The sequence below is a fragment of the Paenibacillus sp. 01T424 genome (assembly GCF_056398745.1).
In genome coordinates, this window is record NZ_JBFTPZ010000025.1 from 87662 (window position 1) to 106289 (window position 18628).

At 46.3% G+C, this 18628-nt stretch carries 15 protein-coding genes; 3 read left to right on the forward strand and 12 right to left on the reverse strand.

Annotation, left to right across the window (positions count from 1 at the left end; all coding sequences use genetic code 11):
- Position 1: 1 nt before the first annotated feature.
- Both AC1DPK_RS19100 and AC1DPK_RS19105 read right to left on the reverse strand, forming a co-directional pair.
- The gene (locus tag AC1DPK_RS19100; RefSeq protein WP_339203676.1) at positions 2-661 is read right to left on the reverse strand and encodes a class II aldolase/adducin family protein; all 660 of its coding nucleotides are present in this window, start codon (positions 659-661) and stop codon (positions 2-4) included.
- A gap of 15 nt (positions 662-676) precedes the next feature.
- Positions 677-2467: an L-fucose isomerase gene (locus tag AC1DPK_RS19105; protein ID WP_477511332.1), complete on the reverse strand. Its 1791-nt coding sequence runs from the start codon at positions 2465-2467 to the stop codon at positions 677-679.
- 126 nt (positions 2468-2593) lie between these two features.
- Here AC1DPK_RS19105 and AC1DPK_RS19110 point away from each other — a divergent pair, with 126 nt between their 5' ends.
- A complete protein-coding gene (locus AC1DPK_RS19110; protein ID WP_076266721.1) occupies positions 2594-3613 on the forward strand; it encodes a LacI family DNA-binding transcriptional regulator in 1020 nt (339 codons plus the stop codon).
- A gap of 45 nt (positions 3614-3658) precedes the next feature.
- On the opposite strand, the gene AC1DPK_RS19115 is transcribed toward AC1DPK_RS19110, so the two are convergent.
- From AC1DPK_RS19115 to AC1DPK_RS19145, 7 genes are all read right to left on the reverse strand, one after another.
- Positions 3659-4180, reverse strand: coding sequence for an ABC transporter permease (locus AC1DPK_RS19115; RefSeq protein ID WP_477511333.1), 522 nt, complete (start codon positions 4178-4180; stop codon positions 3659-3661).
- 166 nt (positions 4181-4346) lie between these two features.
- Entirely contained in the window at positions 4347-5435 is a 1089-nt protein-coding gene (locus AC1DPK_RS19120; protein ID WP_477511334.1) for a tetratricopeptide repeat-containing glycosyltransferase family 2 protein, read from the reverse strand.
- 150 nt (positions 5436-5585) lie between these two features.
- Positions 5586-5792 (reverse strand): hypothetical protein, encoded by a 207-nt coding sequence (locus tag AC1DPK_RS19125; RefSeq protein WP_477511335.1) that lies wholly within the window; start codon positions 5790-5792, stop codon positions 5586-5588.
- A 97-nt stretch (positions 5793-5889) separates the two neighbouring features.
- A complete protein-coding gene (locus AC1DPK_RS19130; protein ID WP_477511336.1) occupies positions 5890-6738 on the reverse strand; it encodes an NAD-dependent epimerase/dehydratase family protein in 849 nt (282 codons plus the stop codon).
- 15 nt (positions 6739-6753) lie between these two features.
- Positions 6754-7695, reverse strand: coding sequence for an aldo/keto reductase family protein (locus tag AC1DPK_RS19135; RefSeq protein ID WP_477511337.1), 942 nt, complete (start codon positions 7693-7695; stop codon positions 6754-6756).
- A 212-nt stretch (positions 7696-7907) separates the two neighbouring features.
- The gene (locus AC1DPK_RS19140) at positions 7908-8465 is read right to left on the reverse strand and encodes a hypothetical protein (protein ID WP_477511338.1); all 558 of its coding nucleotides are present in this window, start codon (positions 8463-8465) and stop codon (positions 7908-7910) included.
- 124 nt (positions 8466-8589) lie between these two features.
- Complete coding sequence (locus AC1DPK_RS19145; protein ID WP_477511339.1) at positions 8590-9444, reverse strand: AraC family transcriptional regulator; 855 nt, start codon at positions 9442-9444, stop codon at positions 8590-8592.
- 148 nt (positions 9445-9592) lie between these two features.
- On the opposite strand from AC1DPK_RS19145, the gene melA reads away from it, so the two are divergent.
- On the forward strand, positions 9593-10891 hold the full coding sequence (gene melA / locus AC1DPK_RS19150) for an alpha-glucosidase/alpha-galactosidase (protein ID WP_441881563.1): 1299 nt from the start codon (positions 9593-9595) through the stop codon (positions 10889-10891).
- Positions 10892-11033: 142 nt separating this feature from the next.
- Positions 11034-11807 (forward strand): cupin domain-containing protein, encoded by a 774-nt coding sequence (locus AC1DPK_RS19155; RefSeq protein WP_441881790.1) that lies wholly within the window; start codon positions 11034-11036, stop codon positions 11805-11807.
- Positions 11808-11907: 100 nt separating this feature from the next.
- Here the strand turns inward: AC1DPK_RS19155 and AC1DPK_RS19160 are convergent, their stop codons facing one another.
- The 3 genes from AC1DPK_RS19160 to AC1DPK_RS19170 all read right to left on the reverse strand — a co-directional run.
- The gene (locus AC1DPK_RS19160) at positions 11908-15816 is read right to left on the reverse strand and encodes a sugar-binding domain-containing protein (RefSeq protein ID WP_477511340.1); all 3909 of its coding nucleotides are present in this window, start codon (positions 15814-15816) and stop codon (positions 11908-11910) included.
- Complete coding sequence (locus AC1DPK_RS19165) at positions 15768-16220, reverse strand: PA14 domain-containing protein (protein WP_477511341.1); 453 nt, start codon at positions 16218-16220, stop codon at positions 15768-15770. Before AC1DPK_RS19165 ends, AC1DPK_RS19160 begins: the two co-directional genes overlap by 49 nt.
- 78 nt (positions 16221-16298) lie before the next feature.
- The coding region (locus tag AC1DPK_RS19170; protein ID WP_477511342.1) for a dockerin type I domain-containing protein at positions 16299-18628 on the reverse strand (2330 nt) is incomplete at its 5' end.

An 18628-nucleotide genomic window follows, 5' to 3' on the forward strand; every position in this document is an offset into this window, starting at 1 on the left:
TTCACTTCATCTTTTGCAGTAATTCGATGCGGTAAGCTTCGCTCTCCAGCGATGCGATCTCTTCAAACTCTTCTGTCGTCAGCACCTTCGGCTCACGAATCGCCTTGGCAATCAAATAAATTTTTGTGCTTTCCTCAACGACCTCCGTACGATAGTAAGCCTCGCGTAAATTGCGACCAGACGTTACTAAGCCATGGTTGCCAAGCAGTACTGAGCTTGCTTCATTTACTTTCGCTACGTATGCATCAGCGAGCTTATCCGTCGTCGGAAGCACATAGGGAACGTACACCGTCTTGCCAACGAGCGCTGCTTGATCTGGAAACATGATTGGAAGCTCCTGCTCAACTAACGTGAATGCAATGCAATATGGCGGATGCGTATGGACGATTGCTCCAATATCCGGATTAGCACGATAGGCATATAGATGCATCAGCACCTCAGATGATGGACGAAGACCGATATCTGTTATTTCCCCAGTCTCAATATCTACCTCGACCCATTGATGCGGCTCAACCTCATCAAGAGCAAATCCGCTTGGCGAAAGATACATTTTGCCTTCAAACTTCGCGCTAATATTGCCGCCTGGCCCTACAACCAGCTTGTTCGTTACTGTTTTGCGAGCATATTTGCATAGCTCGTTGCGAATGTCCGTGCTGCTCATTGTAAAACCTCCGATTTATTTGTAGATAGGCCCGAAATTTTGACAAGCTTGGTAATCGGCATTCTCTGGATTCGCCGTACCGAACAATCCCCATGCTCTTGGGCGGAATACACGTTCTCTCGAAACATTATGCATATTAACCGGAATCCGCAGCATCGAAGCGAGCGTAATTAAATCAGCGCCGATGTGTCCATAGCTGATAGAGCCGTGATTTGCACCCCAATTATCCATTACCTCATAAACGGAACCGAAAGCCCCTTCACCCGTCAAGATTGGTGCAAACCATGTTGTCGGCCACGTCGAATCGGTACGTTTGTCGAGTGTGTCATGGACATCCTGCGGCAATTCTACCGAATAACCTTCTGCGATTTGTAGTACAGGGCCAATGCCCTTCACCAAATTAATGCGAGACATTGTCATCGGCATGCCGCCGCGCGTTAAGAAATCAGAGGAGTAACCGCCTCCGCGGAAATATTCGACCGAAGCTGGCCGCCATGACGTAGCATCCAAACATTTTTGCGCTTCTTCCTCCGATATTTCCCAGAACGGCTTCATGACCGGTTCGCCATCCTTCGTCTGCTCTCCTGTTCCGTCAAGCGTAGCTGAACCGGAGTTGATCAGATGGAGCAAACCGTTCTCAGCTGCACCCGCCAGCTTGTGTCCCGTGACCCGCTCCACAGATTCTGGGCTCCAATACGTACGGACATCGGCAAAAATTTGAGCGGTATTCGTAAGCAAATATCCGAAGAGCATAACCACGCCATTCAAGCTGTCATTTTCCGTAGCTACCATATAAGGCGCCCTTATGCCGTTCCAATCGAAGGATGAATTAAGTATGGATTCCATGAAATCACCGTTTGGAAAATGATCCGTCCACTGCCGCTGCCCTTGGAATCCAGCTACGATCGCGTTATGGCCGCCAGCTTCCTCGCCGAAGCCAAGTTTGGCAAGCTCAGGGTTGCCAATCATCAGATCACGGGCGATTTGCGTCATTTTCACAACTGTTTCCCAGTCCTCATCTTTACGCTCTCTTGACGTCTGGATATCCGCAGCATTGTTATCTGCACCTTCGATACAGTTCTCCTTCACCCAGGTAAGCGCTTTCTCGAACTCCGCTGTATCATAAATGTTCTCTTCCATACGGCGTACAAATTCAGTCATATCGATGTACTCGGTACGCATGCCAAGATATTCTTGGAAGAAAGCGTCATTTACGATTGAACCGGCGATACCCATAGATACTGAACCCATCGACAAATACGATTTACCGCGCATATAAGCAACCGCCAGGCCTGCTTTCGCAAATCCAATCAGTTTATCTTTAACATCAAACGGAACGGAAGTATCGCCAGAATCTTGAACATGCTCACCATAGATGCCAAAGGCTGGAAGCCCTTTTTGCGCGTAACCCGATAGTACAGCTGCCAGATACACCGCGCCTGGGCGTTCTGTCCCATTAAAGCCCCATACCGCCTTCGGAATGCTTGCATCCATATCCATCGTTTCCGTGCCGTAGCACCAGCAAGGCGTTACCGTTATCGATACCCCTACGCCAGAGGTTGCAAATTTTTGCGCACAGGCTGCAGCTTCAGCTACTCCGCCAATACAGCTGTCAGCGATGACACATTCAACCGGTTCGCCGTTTGGATAACGCAAATTGTCCGATAAAAGCTTAGCTGTCGCGATTGCCATGTTCATGGTTTGTTCCTCCAACGATTCGCGAACGCCTTTTCTTCTTCCGTCAATTGTTGGTCGAATACCTATCTTTGGAAACCCTGATTGAAAACGAAAGCTAGTATCTGTCATATTAAAACCTCCATTATGTTATAATAATGTTACCGATAACATTAAAATAACAACAATAAGGCTTGCTGTCAATGACTACTTTTTTGTATGATAGAATCTACGATTTATCCATAAGGGGATTACGAAATGGTAACAATATATGATGTAGCCGCTAAGGCAGGCGTCTCCGCTATGACCGTCTCCAGAGTTATCAATAACACTGGTAAAATAAGCGAAAAAACGAGAACGAAGGTAACTCGTGTTATGGAGGAGCTGGGTTATGTTCCGAATCAAACGGCGCGAAGCCTCGTACTCCAACAAACGAAGCTGCTATTCCTGCTCATAACTGATATTATGAACCCTTTCTATACGACGCTCGCACGCGGCGCGGAAGATGCTGCCAAACGTTCGGGTTATCGTCTGCTGTTTGGGAACAGCGACGAAAATCTGGAAAAAGAAGCCGATTATGTGACGACCATCTTGACGACTCGCGTTGACGGCGTTCTTGTCGCTCCTGCTGGCGATCCCTCTCTTCCTCATTTAAATTCGCTGCGCAAGCATAATGTGCCATTTGTGCTGCTCGACCGTGAGGTGCCAGGCATTGATTGCGATATCGTGCTTGGTGACAGCAGAGACGGTGCAAGAAGGCTTGTTGAGCATCTAGCCTCACAAGGGCATCGCACAATAGCGATGGTGAATGGTTCTTCCTCCATCTCCAGTGCGAGATTAAGACTGCAAGGCTATCAAGACGGCATGAAGCTCAATGACCTGGACTACAACGAGAAATATGTATTTGAGACCAGCTTTGGTCCTTTAAACGATTTGACCGAAATGGGCCAGTGGTTCGATCAGCTCTCCCCTCCTCCAACGGCTATCGTTGCAGGCAACAATGTGCTTGCTGTAGAAATTTTACGACTGTTCCGTGAACGCGGAATGAGCGTTCCTGACAATATGTCCATCGTTTGCTTTGATGATCTTGGACCTTATTCAGAAGTAGAACCATTCCTTACCGTAGCCGCTCAGCAGGCTTATCAGTTCGGCTACATGGGCATGCAAATGCTAGTTGACCGCATACAAGAGCGTGAAGCCGCGCTGCCATGGAAAAAAATCGTTTTGCCGGCAGAGCTGATTATTCGTCGATCCGTGAAGGAAATCACTTCACTTTAGCTAAGCTTGTAAAAAAGTGCCTAGAGGAAACCCCCAGGCACTTTTTTAGTTTATTCTTGCTCCTTCAAACCGAGTAGATAAACCGCTCTGGATTTGGACATTCTTATTCAAAACGGTGGCAAAAACCTGTACTCGATCACGAGCCTGCAATTGTACAAGACCACTGGCCTCAATAATGCCGCTTGTATTTGTAAAATCTTCTTGATCAGAAATTCTTGGCACGCCGTTTACTCTTATCTCCAAATCAAGCGTATAGGTTGTGACCGTAACCGTTTGAAAGAAGACACTTGCAAAAAGAGCGTAAACGCCTTTTTGTTTTGGACGAAAAGTTGAGTTTGCCGGGTTGTATTCATTGTTGAGATCCAGTTCTTCCACTTGATAAAGAACTTTGGCAGTTGTACCATCAAGAAGATTCTGATCGATTCCAGAAACAGCTCTGAACGCGGATTTGCGTCTTCTCACTGGCCTACAGATCAATTTCTTGCTGACAGGTCGCTTGCAGACAACTTCTTTGCAAATAAGTCTTTTGCTGCTCTGTTTTACCTTCCTTGCTCTTGTAACAGTCATGCTTTTCCCTCCTTCTAACCCTATTTATTTAGCTGGTAACAAAACTAGTTGTTCTAGCAATACATTATTATATGGATCGAATTGATTAATAGAGACGGTACTTGTCTAGCAAAGATGAAACAGGCTGTTTTTATAAAAAATAAAAAGTAGATTTGTTATAATCCTGCTAGCTTCCAGCCTTTCTTTTGCCCAGTCGTTGCTCTAGCAATCGTTTGTTGTCTAATAGGTTTGTATCCGTGGGAGCATACGAAAGAGCAATCTCATTATGTTTATACGCATGCTCTAGTTTTCCTAACTTGCCGTAACAGGCCACTAGCTGCAAATGGGGAAACCATGTCCAAGCCATGTGATTAATGCCAAGCAGACGTTTTTCTGGTTTTTCCAGCTTCAGTGCCAATTGGTACCAGTTAATCGCTTTCTCATAATCATGGTTTTCCTGAAAATAATAAGCGATACGGCATACGTAATCAGCACGCGGTATATCATAGTTGAATGTTTTTATAAGAGAAAGCAGCTCCTGCTCTTTATTGCCAAGCTCATGATGACAATGAGCCATTCGATCACAAGCTAGCAATTGATCTTCAAAGTAGCTTGCGCGATTAGAAATAATAGCTTCATAAATCTCAATTGCCTTTTCAAAATAATCATTAGCGGTTAACTCCATTGCATAATGCAGCAATTGCCGATTGGAGAGAACGGCTCCTTTCGCAAGCATTCTTCCATAAATACGCAAATTTCGTTCCGAGTTTGTATGGACGCGCCCGTGACTCACAGCAATATCAGAGAAGATCACATGTCCCTCAACTGCCAAATATTCATGCACGGGATCATGCCACTGAAATTGCTTGGAACGCTTCACCAGCCGGTTTCTTTGAATGACAGCTGTAGGCTGTCCAAGAGGATCGAATCCAACATAATAATCCATGCTGACGGAGTCCACAGTTGGATCTATCGTTTGTTTAAGAAAGCTGAGCTTCGTTCTATCGTTTTCTTGAAGCCAATCGTCTGCATCGAGCCATAAAATATAATCTTGAGTAGCATGATTGAAAGAAAAATTTCTCGCAGCCGAAAAATCGTCATTCCAATCCATATGAAAGATTCGACTTGTGTAGTTAGCTGCAATTTCCTTTGTCTTATCTGTTGATCCCGTATCTACAATTATGATCTCTTCAACTAGGTCTTTGACGGAGTTTAAGCATTTTTCCAGTACTTGCTCCTCGTTTTTTACAATCATGCATAAACTAATCGTAATCATTGCTTCACACCTCCATAACCTATTCTCTAAGCAGTATATGGAGCCATAACTTGTGGTGTTTGGACAAATATACAAACAAAAAAAGGCCGGGAGCTCCTCCTTTTACGGAGAAATCCGGCCTTAATTGTTGATTGCATATGAACGTTAACTCTAGTATTGCTTTGGTGGAACCTCAGGCGGAATGTCCGGCTTGATCTCAGGTTCAACCTCCGGTTTAATTTCCGGGATCGTCTGCGGCTCAATTTCCGGAATAGGCTGGTCGGGCTTAATTACCGGCGAATCCGGGGGGATAATTTCCGGCTTCTGTCCTGGATTTGTCTCAGGAACCTCCTGCGGCTTGTTTTCATTATCTAACATGCTTCATCAGCTCCTTTCGCTTATAAGCATGTTTACCCCAAAACAGTCCTAAAATAACGTTCTTCGTATAATTTTTTTCTCGGACTCGACTTTCCTTTTATCCGTTGACGTAATCACGCCATTGATGTTTTGGCTTCCAGTTGAGCAGCCGTTTAGCCTTCTCATTGCAGAGCAATGTTTCGTGCCCCTCCAGCGGCTTGCGGAAATCATTGACCTCCGGGAAACGAGCTGCCATAAGCGCCCGGCTTGGCAGCGCCATGCTGCTATCATCCGCTGCAAGATTAAGCGCCACGCTTCCGAGCCCTTCTGCTTCAATAGCGAGTTGACAAGCTTCCGCCGCATCTCTCGTATCAATGTAGCTCCATAGAATACGCTCGCGCTGCTCGGGATCATGGATAAATGACTCGAATCGCTCATACGCTTCTGGTGCAATAACATTGCCTAGGCGGAATGAAACAACCTGCATGCCTGTTCTACGGTTTATCATATCCGCTGTTTGTTCATTTACGATTTTGGACAAGCCATAGCTGTCCTCAGGAAGCTGCGGATGCTCTTCATCGACGGGAACATACTTAGGCCCGAACTTCTCTTTGGCAAATACGAGGCCATAAGAGGATTCGCTCGAAGCAATAACTGCCTTGCGGATRCCAAGACCCGCTGCAGCCTCCAATATGTTGTAGGTAGACATCATATTGTTGTGAAACGTAACCTCATTCGGATGCGAGTACGCAACTGGAATGGCAGCCAAATGCACAACGGCATCCGCCCCAGCCAATACGCCGTACACTTCACCCAAATGGTTCAAATCAACGATTACAGTTCGGCATAGCGGTTCGGCTGGATGTTTCACATCCGCATTCACAACCTCGTATCCCTGCTCAACAAAATGCTTAACTACCCATTTCCCCAGCATGCCGCTGCCGCCTGTAACAACTACTTTCGGCACTTCATTCACTCCTTCTTATGCTCCTAATATTTGTTCAATCCGCTCCGTAATATCAGCGCTTAGCACGACACCCGATGCCTTCATGTTCTCTTCCACCTGTGCAGGATTGCTAGCTCCAACGAGTGCACTAGATACATTCGGCTGGCGCAAAATCCAAGCAAGCGCCAGCTGACCAACCGTTAATTCCAGCTCTGCTGCCACCACGCTCAGCTCGCGCACTTTATTGATTTTCTCTTCCGTCACACCTTTGCGCATGCCATCAAGCTTCGCTGCACGGCTGTCCGCAGGCACATCATTCACGGAACTGTATTTGCCCGTCAGCAGTCCCTGAGCGAGCGGCGAGAACACGACTTGTCCAATACCGCCGCGCTCACCGTAAGGAATGACTTCCTTCTCGATATAACGGTTAAACATATTATAAATCGGTTGGTTAACTACGATTCGGTCGAGCAAGTAACGATCAGCAATTGCATGCGCTTCCACCATTTGCGCGGTTGTCCATTCGCTAACGCCAACGTACAGCACTTTGCCTTGGCGTACCAGATCGTCAAGCGCACGAAGCGTCTCTTCCATAGGCGTACTTGGATCATGGCGGTGGCAGTAATATAGATCCACATAATCTGCTCCAAGCCGTTTCAGGCTGGCATTGCACTGCTCCATAATATGTTTGCGGGATAGTCCCCGATCATTTGGACCATCACCCATCTGTCCAAACACTTTGGTTGCGAGCACATAGGATTCCCGTGGAAAAGCACGAAGCGCTTCTCCCATCAGCTTCTCTGCTTCCCCTCTCTCATATACATTCGCTGTATCAAAAAAATTAATGCCAAGCCCGTAGGCTGTTTGAATCGCTTTCACCGCATTTTCACGTTCTACGTAACCGCCGTATGTCAACCAGCTTCCTAGACTGATTTCACTAACCTTCAATCCACTTTTCCCTAAATGACGAAATTGCATCTCTACTCATCTCCTCATGAATTGTAAAATAGCAATCGAAATGCTGCCTTAAGCACGCTAGCATCTCTATTCTAGAGAAGTTTGTATCATTATGTAAGTAGTGAAAAAAAGGTCACTATATTATATGAGATATACATACTATACTTAAAGTAACTGCTAGTTTCTTGATTTTTATCTTAAAATAAACCCGTTGGGACGGGTGATTCGCAGTACTATTCGTCCAACCATTGCTGTACTTTGCTATCCATTTCTTTTTGCAAATTGTCTAAAATGCCGCTTTTATTATGCATTATATCCAAATACTTTTTGGGAAACATCCTTTTCAACGAAGATTGATAAAGACTGCCGTCTTTCGGTTCAGTATATTCGGTTACAACATATCCCGCTGCTTTTTTCTTCAAGCGAATGACCGCAGGCATGGAATGCCCTGCTTGAATTTCTAGACCCGAAAATTTATTAAATCCGCCAAAATAGGAATGCATATACACCGTAATGATGCCCGATGATTCGCTTGTGCCATAAACCTCATGCACCTCAAACTGTTTTTCCGTTTGAGAGGAGACGGAATCATATTTTTGAATAATATAATTTGAAATTACCTCGTTCATATCATCTGATAACTGTTTTTCTTGATAAGAGGCTTGCATTTCCTCTGATTCGCTAGTGACCACTTTCCCACTGCTATTCGTTGTTCCATTATTCTCTTCCTTTTCGCAAGCACTAAGAATGCAAACCGCTGCTAGCAAAACAAACCAAATCTTTAACTTCACCAAAAATCCCTCCTCTTCACCCTCATCATCATAGACTCTTTAATGATTACTTAGGTTGCATTTATGGAGAAATTATCCACTGCATTCGAATGCCCACCTATCTATTTTCCGCTCGTTTATCGTTCTATTGCTTATTCAAGTTTTTCCGAAATTCCGTAGGCGATTGTCCGCTCCATTTGTGAAATTGCTTCGTAAAAAAGAGCGGGTCATTAAATCCAACAGATGAGGCAATCTGGGCAATCGTAAGCTCGCCTTCAAGCAGCTCCTCTGCTTTCTTCATTCGTACCTTTTGTAAATATTGCATGGGCGGCAGCCCCGTCGCATCCTTAAACAGCCTCGTTAAATGCGCGCGATGATAGCCGAGTGTTTGAGCGATTCCTTCAATAGAGAGCTGCTGTCCATATTGGAGCGATATGAGGCGAATTGCCTGATCAATTTGGCGGTAAGAACGAGATTCTGGTACGATCTCTTCGGTTATTCTCGTAAGGTTCATTCGTCCAAGCTCATGAAATATTAATCTCAGCCAGCCCGAAGCTTCCATATTGCCAAGCGCTGGGGCATTCGTTTTCTCCATACCTTTGCGTATTTTCCGAAACATCCGATAAATCGTCGGCAGCGAGAATCCACGTATAACAGAAAGGTCTGGCGTGATCCCAATCGAACTAAGAGAAGCTTCCACGATATCTCCCGAGAAGGCTACCCATGTATATTTCCAAGGATTGTGCAGGCTTGCCTCGTATTTGACCAGAATATCCGGAAAAATGATGAAGGCATCCCCCGCGCTGCAAGAGTACGTCTTCCCCAGCGTTTCAAATGTGCCTTCCCCATCCAGTACAATGTGAATTAAATAATAATCATGAACAGCCGGTCCTATAAAATGGCCCGCGACCGGTTCGCCGATTCCGCTGAACAAGACCGACATTTCGCCTTTCAGCGGAGCTGTATTAATACTCATGGTTATACGATGATGCGTTTCCATCCATGCACCTCCAATAAGCTGACTTCTCTAAGCATACTAAATGATGCAACATTTCTCCATATAATGCTTCGTTCCTTCCATATTCATTTGCAGTTGTTCTCCTTATACTAAAGGAGTCAGCAATCATCCAATAGGAGGCTATTGTCTAATGTCTAAAATTACTTTTATCGGCGCAGGAAGCAGTGTTTTTGCCAAAAACATTCTTGGAGATGTCATGCAGACACCTGCATTGCAAGGTTTTGAAATCGCTTTATTTGACATTGATGCGGAGCGTCTTCTCGATTCCGAGCAAATGCTGCTTAATATTAAAAAAACAAGTGAAAGCACTTGCGAGATTAAAGCTTATACCGACCGGAAAGAAGCGCTTCGCGGTGCCAAATACATCGTAAACGCCATTCAAGTAGGCGGCTATGATCCGTGTACGATTACCGATTTTGAGATTCCAAAAAAATACGGCTTGCGCCAAACGATTGCCGATACCGTAGGCATTGGCGGCATTTTCCGTAATCTGCGCACGATTCCTGTGATGCTGGATTTCGCTCGCGATATTAACGAGGTTTGTCCAGATGCGCTGTTCCTTAACTACACCAACCCAATGGCCGTGCTCACGAATGTCATGAACACCTATGGCGGCGTGAAAACGGTTGGCTTATGCCACAGTGTACAAGTTTGTGTGCCGCATTTATTTGATCATTTGGGTATGGACACAACGGGCGTTAAGTACAAAATTGCAGGCATCAACCATATGGCATGGCTGCTTGAAGCAAGCAAAGACGGAGTTGATCTTTACCCGGAAATCAAACGCCGTGCAGCCGAGAAGCAATTAGAGAAGCATCATGATATGGTTCGTTACGAGCTCATGCTGAAATTCGGCTACTACATCACCGAATCTTCCGAGCACAATGCGGAATACCATCCATACTTCATCAAACGGAACTATCCAGAGCTGATCGAGCGTTTCAACATTCCTCTCGATGAGTATCCGCGCCGCTGTGTTAGTCAAATTGAAGGCTGGAAATCCATGCGCGATTCACTTATTAATGACAGCAAGCTGGAGCACTGCCGCAGCCATGAATATGCTTCGTACATTCTCGAAGCAATTGAAACGAACAACCCGTTCAAAATTGGCGGCAACGTGATGAATACTGGGCTTATTACGAATCTTCCGAAGGAAGCTTGCGTAGAAGTACCATGCCTCGTGGATGCGAATGGCGTTACACCAACCTATGTTGGCGACCTTCCGCCACAGCTTGCAGCATTAAACCGTACGAACATCAACACGCAGCTATTAACGATTGAAGCGGCAATTACTGGCAAGCGGGATCATATTTATCACGCAGCAATGCTTGATCCGCATACCTCAGCAGAATTGTCTATGGATGACATTGTATCGCTTTGCGATGAGCTCATCGAAGCGCATGGCAGCTGGCTTCCAAGCTATAAATAAACGAATAGGCAGACGAGTGCATCGTTATTCATGCACTTGTCTGCCTTGTTTTTTTCCAGTAACCTTCACCATCATATGGGCAAACACATATCCTATCCCAGTAAACATTTACCAGCTAATGGAAGAGGGGCAGGATTTACAAATGACTTCTTATATGGACTATACGTCTCCACAGACGGAATTTGCTTATGATTTGAACAATAGTACTTTTTTCAAAAAAGATCCATACAACTACATCAACTTGCTTTCAGTGAAGCAATTGAATACGTTAGGCAATTCGTCGCTTCTTGATATCTACCTTAGCAAAAGCAATGTCGTTGAGCCTCATTACCATCAGAATGCCTCCGAGCTCGTATATTGCATATCAGGATCAGCAGAAATTGCGCTTATGAACCCTTTTACGAACGAGTTCCTTCATTACTTGGTACAGCCTGCTCAAGTCGTCAACATTCCGCAAGGCTGGTGGCACTATGAAATGGCGACCGTCGATAATACTCATCTGCTAGCCATCTTTGATGCGCCAATCCCAGAAGTTATTTTTGGCTCCGATATTTTAAGATTAACTCCAACCAATATCCTTGCGTATACCTACTGCTTAGATCAAGAAAAATTAGAAAATGCATTAGCACCTTTAAAAGACACCGTTATTCTGGGACCTCCGAGCAATTGCAGCTATAATCCCGTACAAGGCCAAAGCAAAAATATGCAAAAGCCTAATCAAGCTCCAATGCAGCAGCAAGCTCCAGTGCAATCGAATCAAGTATTGCAATCCAATCAAGTATTGCAGCCAAACCAAACGTTGCCGTCCAATAAAGCATATCAGCCTAATCAAGCTATTCAGTCGAACCAAGCTAAACCTAACCAAGGCTATTACAATCAAATGTATGGCCAGCAATATTATCAGCATCCATATTAATAACTTAAACCCACAGAAACCGACAAAAAAAGAGGGAACCCAAGCAGTCCGTTGCTTCGGGTCACCMTCTTCTTTATTGTAAGCAAAATCTAACGAAATGTTACCCCAGAATCCATCTTGCAARCATCGCGATATCCACAATATCAATTTTGCCATCCGCATTTAGATCGGATTTCTTATATTGCGACCAATTCGGATCTGCGCTTGTTTTGCCATATGCAGCTGCTACGATGCCGAGGTCGCCAATTGATACCTTATTGTCGTTATTAATATCGCCTGACAATTTAGAAGCTTGGAACGTCGTCACTGCCGCACTTAGCTGAGCAATAGCTGCGCTCACTTGCGCTTCGCTTGCATTCGGGTTAACGGCAACGGCTTTCGCTGCGGCAATGGCTTCACCGAACGCTGCTTTTGCTGCTGCCGGATATTGACCAGGCTGTGTGCCGACTACCGCTCCATCATAAATGGCTTCCGCTGCGGCTATCGCCTGATTTAAGCCCGTCACATCAACAACGGCACTAATTTGCAGCGTATGGGATGTTGATTTTGCTTCAAGTTCTTCTCCCAAGCTATTAGCAACTATAAAGTCGCTAATTTGAATGGCTGTATTTCCTGTGCTCCCCGTAACAGCTGCCAAGAAGCTCAGCTTCAGCCATTCCGAATTGGCATCAATGCCTTTGCCTTGACCTGCCGCTACAATCCTCACCTTGCCTGGCTCGATAACCTTTTGCTCAAGGATGCTGAAATCCTGCTGCAAGGAGGCTGCGCCAGTCAGCGTTAATTTCGCAGCATCGAAGCTAACTGTTAAAATTTGCGCATACAGCTTTGAATATTTCTCCTCCGTTACGGCTGACAATCCAACCGTTGCATCGAAGGATTGACCCGCTTTCACCAGTGCCGCTCCGGCAATCGTAGCCGTCGCGTCTTTCACAGCAGGAGGTACAACAGAAGCTGCGAAATCAGCAACCGATTTGCTGAGTGCTGCCAACGCTGCATCTACTGCCGCTTGGTCTGCAGCTGCAAGAGCCAATACGTCTTTAGCTGTTGCGATTGAAGCAGCAAATGCATCTTTTGCAGACTGCGGATATTGACCGGGTTCTGTGCCTGCAACAGCGGAGTTAAGTTTGGCTTCAGCAGATACAACTGCCGCTTGAAGCGCTGTTTTATCCGACAATTGAACAGGACCAACCGAGAAATAATCAAAATTTGCTTGGACAGACGTTTTATCACCCGAAGATAGACCATAGAAACCGATTTTCAAATTGCTTAAATTAACGGTCATCGGGTCTGCCGCAGGTTTCCATGCACTGCCATCCCAATAGAAAGTAGAAACGACATTGCCTACCTTTTTGATTTGCAAATAGGACGTATCGTAACCTGGATGGCTGACCATGTTTGTCGCTTTAACATAAACCGCATTTTTCTCATATGCGGTTTCGAGGCTTTTGCCAGTTGTTGCTTCCGTATCCCAAACATGGCCAAGCTTGACGTAATTGTCCTCATTTTGCCAAATGAACAGGCCTGCTTGCTGGAAGTTTTTGCGTACTGGAGCTTCCACTTTTGTTGTAATGACGAAGTCGCCTGCTGGCGCATCCTTTAAAAAGATGTTCGGCAAGTTATTTGAATTTCCGAACGTGTCGCCTGGTGAAGTGTCCAAGCTTAAAAAGCCTGGTTTACGCGTCAGCGACCATTTGGAGTTGTCTGCCTTAAAGACTGACCAAGCACTGTCTAGCGACGCCTCATTAAACGGATCAACGGAAGAACCCGCTGGAATTGGATCGTTCACCGATACAAAAAATTGCTCACGTGCGCTTTGGAGAGATTTAAGAGCTGTTTGAATATGTGCAGGCATTGCAGCATCATTCTGAGCTGTTTCGCGGGCTGAATCAATGACAGCCTTAAAGGAATCAGCAGTCGATTGCTCATATTCGCCGGCTCCTGCACCCATTTTCGCGAGATTCAGCATGCCTTCTGCTCTGGCAATTTCAGCGAGCAAATCCCCTTTGGTTGCTGTGCCGATGAGCTCACGGTGCGCGGTCGCAATCCGATCAAAATCCATTTTTTCAACTTTGCGATCGTAAGACAATAGGCCGTTGATTTCATATTCCACATCTGTAATTTGTGTGTATATGGCTGCGCTCAGGCCTGATTCCTTCAGCTGCTTCAACCTGTTGATATAGGCAATATAAGTAGAAGTCAGCTGTTCCTTGCTATTCATTAATTGATAGGAGAATACGAGCGGACTCCATTCATGCCCCGGGACATGCAAGCCTAAACCGCCATATTCGCCAAGCACAGCTGCCCTTGTATCGCTGTAATTCGGAGCGCCGGGATCAGGATAGCGATGAATATCATTCAAATCGCCGACGCCCGCATCCCACCAGCCGCTTGTGCTGTTGACGAGCCTAGTCGAATCAAGGCTTTTTACATAGCTGGTAGCATCCTTCGTCATTTGCCCGCCTTGATCAAATTGTCCCCAGCCTTCATTAAACACCGTCCACACAATGATCGATGTCACGCTGCGCAATTGATCGACCATCTCTTTGTATTCTTTAAACCACTGCGTCTTCGTTGCTTGTGTAATATCTGACCCTTTATTTCCTTGACGATCCTCAAGGCTCGGCATATCCTGCCATACCAGTACGCCTAGCTTATCAGCCCAATAATACCAGCGAGCGGGCTCCACCTTAATATGCTTGCGGATCGTATTCATGCCGACGCGTTTGACCGCCTCAATATCAAATTTCAAGGCTTCGTCCGTAGGTGCCGTGTAAATGCCGTCCGGCCAAAAACCTTGATCGAGCGGCCCCATTTGGAAGACGAATTTCCCATTTACTAGCGGCCTTGTTATACCGTCTACCTTGCCGAGCGTAATCTCTCTCATGCCAAAATAGCTTGAAACCTCGTCTACCGTTTGTGCTCCATCCTTCAGATACACCTTTAAATCATATAGATAAGGATCATCTGGGGACCAAAGCCGTGCATTTGGAACTGCCACAGCAATCTCAGCTCCAGCTGCTCCTGTTGCGGTTCCCACCACTTTTCCATTTTCCAAAACAACCGCTTCAATCGTTTGCCCTTCAACGCCGATAGCAGCTGCCTTCAGCTTCAAGATGCCGTTTTGAATATCTGTTGCCATGTCGAGTTTATCGATATGTGCAGCAGCTACAGGCTCAAGCCACACCGTTTGCCATATACCCGATACGGAGGTATACCAAATGCCGCCGAGTTTTTTGACCGTTTGCTTGCCAACCGCTTGGTCTGCTCCCATATCCGTCTCATCCAGAACATGCACGATAAGCTCATTGTCCCCAGGCACAAGATAATCCGTAATATCAAAGCTAAATGAGGTATAACCTCCCTTATGGCTGCCTACCGATTGTCCATTCACATACACCGTTGCCAAGTAATCAACCGCTCCAAAATTCAGCTTCACTCGCTTACCATCCCAGTTCTCAGGAACGTTAAAGGAGCGCTTATACCACATGAGATCCTCCACGCGGTTAATGCCCGAAAGCTTTGCTTCTGCTGCAAACGGAACAAGAATTTTCTCCTTCAGCACTTGACCTACAGGAACAGCTTCACCCTTCTGGGCTGCTTGGAACTCCCATTCCCCATTCAAATTCATCCATTTTTCACGCGCTAATTGTGGTCTTGGGTATTCAGGCAGTACGTTTTCTTTGTCTACATCCTCCGCYCAAGGGGACATGATCTGATATTTTGAACCATTGTAGACAGGTTTATCGAAGCTAGCTACAGCAGCTCCCGCCACCGTTTCCAGTCCGCCTTTGCCATCGTAGATTACTTTAACATTGCCTACATCCTTAGAGTACATTGGATCTTTCAGCAGTACGGTGACGACTTTATCGTCCCCATCCTTCAAAGCTGCCGACAGAATAGGCAAATCGCCCGTCACGATACGCAATTTCAGATGCTTAACAAATTCAGCAGTGATTGGCTTCAAAGATTCTTGGAATGGCAGCTCAACTTGCAAACCATCCTCGGACACGATACCTCCCAGTGGTCGATCGTAAGCTTATTATCAACCCAAAGGCGGAAGCCATTATCACCAGTAATGTAAAAGGTATAGTCCTCAGAGAGCTTAGGCTGAATGAAACCCGTCCATCTGATGCCGACGCGATCTTCTTGTCCTGTAAACATTTTGATGGCCGGCTCTAAATTGGAAATATCCAAATTCGAATCGTAGCCAGCTCCTTTAAAGGTTCCAAAAGCAAAATTGGGCGGCCCTCCCGCAGTGAAATATTCAGCCATCAGCCCATGCTGCTGCGAAGCTGCCATTCCCCCTGCATCTGCTGCCGCAGCCCGGGGTGCAAAGGAGATTGCGGAAGCTACTATACTAAATATCATAGATAATGCCACAAGCGTACTCATTGTTTTTCTTATATTCAACATGAACGGAACCTCCAAAGATTCATAGTATCGATACTTAAATCTAGTGGAGGAAGTGATGCGCCTTCCCCCTTGTACCGTTTAGCCAAGAATCAACCGAGCGAGCAATGCAAGATCCTCAATATCCACTTTGCCATCATGATTCAAATCTGCTTTTTTGAACTGCTGCCAATTCGGATCGCTGCTGGATTTGCCATACGAATAAGCTACAATCGCCAAATCGCCAACTGTAATTTTATTATCATAATTCACGTCACCGTTACTTGGCTTAATGACACCGGCAAGGAAATCTTCTACTGCAGCATTCAGCTTCGTAATCGCGGCTGCAATTTCAGCTTTCGTTGCCTTCTCGTCATCAGCAACCAGCTTCGCTTTGTTGATAACCGATTGCAGCTGCTGCTTCATCGCAGGAGGATATTGTCCCGGTTCTGTTCCTGTTTCCGCTCCATCATACAAAGCTTGCGCTTGCGATAATGCCGCCAGCAGTGCAGACTTATCACCCGGAGCTGCCTGTATCTGAAGATGATGCTGAGCTTCAAGCAGAAGCAGCTCCTGCCCTTCTGCGTTTGCAAGCTTGACGCCTGTTACCGTTATAGAGGTATTTACCGTTTCATCTGCTATGCCAGCTCGGAAAGTCAACTTCAGCCAGTCTTCGTTTGGCGAAAGGGCTGCCCCCTCTCCAAAGGCTAATATCCGAATTTTGCCCGGCTCAAGCTCTTTAGGCTCAAGCACTTGCAGCCCTTCCCGTAGTGGCGTCGCACCCGAGAAGCTGAGCTTGCTTGGATCAAAGGTTACCGTAACGTCCTGTGCATAAACACTCTGATATACGCTGTCCGTAACATTTCGAACCGCTAAGGTAAGATTCAGATCAGCACCGCTCGGTACGTTTGCAGCACCTGTCAGTACAGCTGTCCCTTGATCCGAAGGCTCAACAGCTTCTTTACTGACTGCTGACAATGCGATGTAGTCTAGCTCATAAAAGCCTGGATTTGGTCCAGAACCCCGCATAAACTTGATCGAGTTAACCCCTTCCTTCAGCTCAACGTTGACGCTTGAAGCCATAAATCGACCCCAATTAATCGTCCCTGCGAGCTGCAAGGACTGCTCTTCGCCTTCATTAACCATAATTTTTGCAGCAGCTGGCTGGTAATTCCCCGTATTCTGCGCGTACCAAATAAACATTTTGTACGTCCCTGCTGCTGGAACCTCAACCTGATTAAAGTTAACGTAGCTGTCGGCATAGTCGATGCCGCCAACGTAGCTTGAGCCTGATGCATGCACATTACTGCTGCGAGCCGTCGCCTTGAACAGCTGGGCGTTTTCCGCCTCGTATTTATAAGGTTGAATGCCCGTTTCCTCAGTCACCTCAGGGAAATAAGTAACCCGCAGGTTTTCCGCTCCAAACGGAACAAGCGTAATTTCCTCCGTAGGCTCTGCGGAATATACAGGACCCACCGGCGGCTCTGCGGCTGATACCCCGTTAGCTGCTTTGCCCCATGACGGGATTCTCTTCCCTTTCGCAATTAGCTTAATCGGTGTAGTCTCCTGTATGAACGGATTTTCCGGCATATCGGATACGACGACCTGAATCGAGTCTGCTGGGTTGTCGCGATCAAGCAGCAAACCATAATTCCAAGGGGACTGCGCATTGATGCTGAATTCCTTGAAGCCAGGCGCCTTCACTTGCGGCGCTGGATTAGACTGCTCTACCCAGTTCTCATCGATTTTCAGAGAGAATACGAGTGGTCCTCGTTCGATGCCAATCGAATTATTGACCCAAGTCGACGTTTTGAGCTCCATTGGCAGCGTCAATACAACGGTATCGCCTTTTGTCCATTGCCGATCAATCGTAAAATATTGCCCGGATATTACGGCCTCTTGCGGCTGCCCATTCACCGTGATAACTGCTTTGTCCGTCCATTCCGGAATACGCAGCTTCAGCGGGAAATTCACACTCTTGGACGCTTCCTCAATCGTAAACCGAATTTGATCCTCGAACGGATAGTTCGTCGTTTCCTTAACGGTTACATTCGCCCCATTGATTTTGGCTGATACACGGCTCGGTCCATAGGCAATAACGCCAAGCCCGCCATCCGAAGTACCCGCCCACATGTCCTTCACAAAATAAGGCCAGCCCATATGCATATTGAAACGACAGCAAGGATAACCCGAATAAGGCGACTGTACGGTGCCATTTCCGTAATTTTGCTTAAAGCCATGATCGGTTACGCCGCTTTGTACTTGATTCGGCAGCGAATAGTATTGATGGGTTTTAATATCCTTGCTCATAGCACCCGGAAGCGAATTAAAAGTAATTTTCTCCAGCGCATCTCCGATTGCCGGATCACCGGTAATCATGGCGGCAACCGCGTTGCTGTGTACCCGCTCCACAATGGCACAAAGCTCAACCC

Bases quoted from the DNA above. Each gene is read 5' to 3' on its own strand.
- AC1DPK_RS19100 (WP_339203676.1), bottom strand. From the start codon at position 661: ATGAGCAGCACGGACATTCGCAACGAGCTATGCAAATATGCTCGCAAA.
- AC1DPK_RS19105 (WP_477511332.1), bottom strand. From the start codon at position 2,467: ATGACAGATACTAGCTTTCGTTTTCAATCAGGGTTTCCAAAGATAGGT.
- AC1DPK_RS19110 (WP_076266721.1), top strand. From the start codon at position 2,594: ATGGTAACAATATATGATGTAGCCGCTAAGGCAGGCGTCTCCGCTATG.
- AC1DPK_RS19115 (WP_477511333.1), bottom strand. From the start codon at position 4,180: ATGACTGTTACAAGAGCAAGGAAGGTAAAACAGAGCAGCAAAAGACTT.
- AC1DPK_RS19120 (WP_477511334.1), bottom strand. From the start codon at position 5,435: ATGATTACGATTAGTTTATGCATGATTGTAAAAAACGAGGAGCAAGTA.
- AC1DPK_RS19125 (WP_477511335.1), bottom strand. From the start codon at position 5,792: ATGTTAGATAATGAAAACAAGCCGCAGGAGGTTCCTGAGACAAATCCA.
- AC1DPK_RS19135 (WP_477511337.1), bottom strand. From the start codon at position 7,695: ATGCAATTTCGTCATTTAGGGAAAAGTGGATTGAAGGTTAGTGAAATC.
- AC1DPK_RS19145 (WP_477511339.1), bottom strand. From the start codon at position 9,444: ATGGAAACGCATCATCGTATAACCATGAGTATTAATACAGCTCCGCTG.
- melA (WP_441881563.1), top strand. From the start codon at position 9,593: ATGTCTAAAATTACTTTTATCGGCGCAGGAAGCAGTGTTTTTGCCAAA.
- AC1DPK_RS19155 (WP_441881790.1), top strand. From the start codon at position 11,034: ATGACTTCTTATATGGACTATACGTCTCCACAGACGGAATTTGCTTAT.
- AC1DPK_RS19165 (WP_477511341.1), bottom strand. From the start codon at position 16,220: ATGTTGAATATAAGAAAAACAATGAGTACGCTTGTGGCATTATCTATG.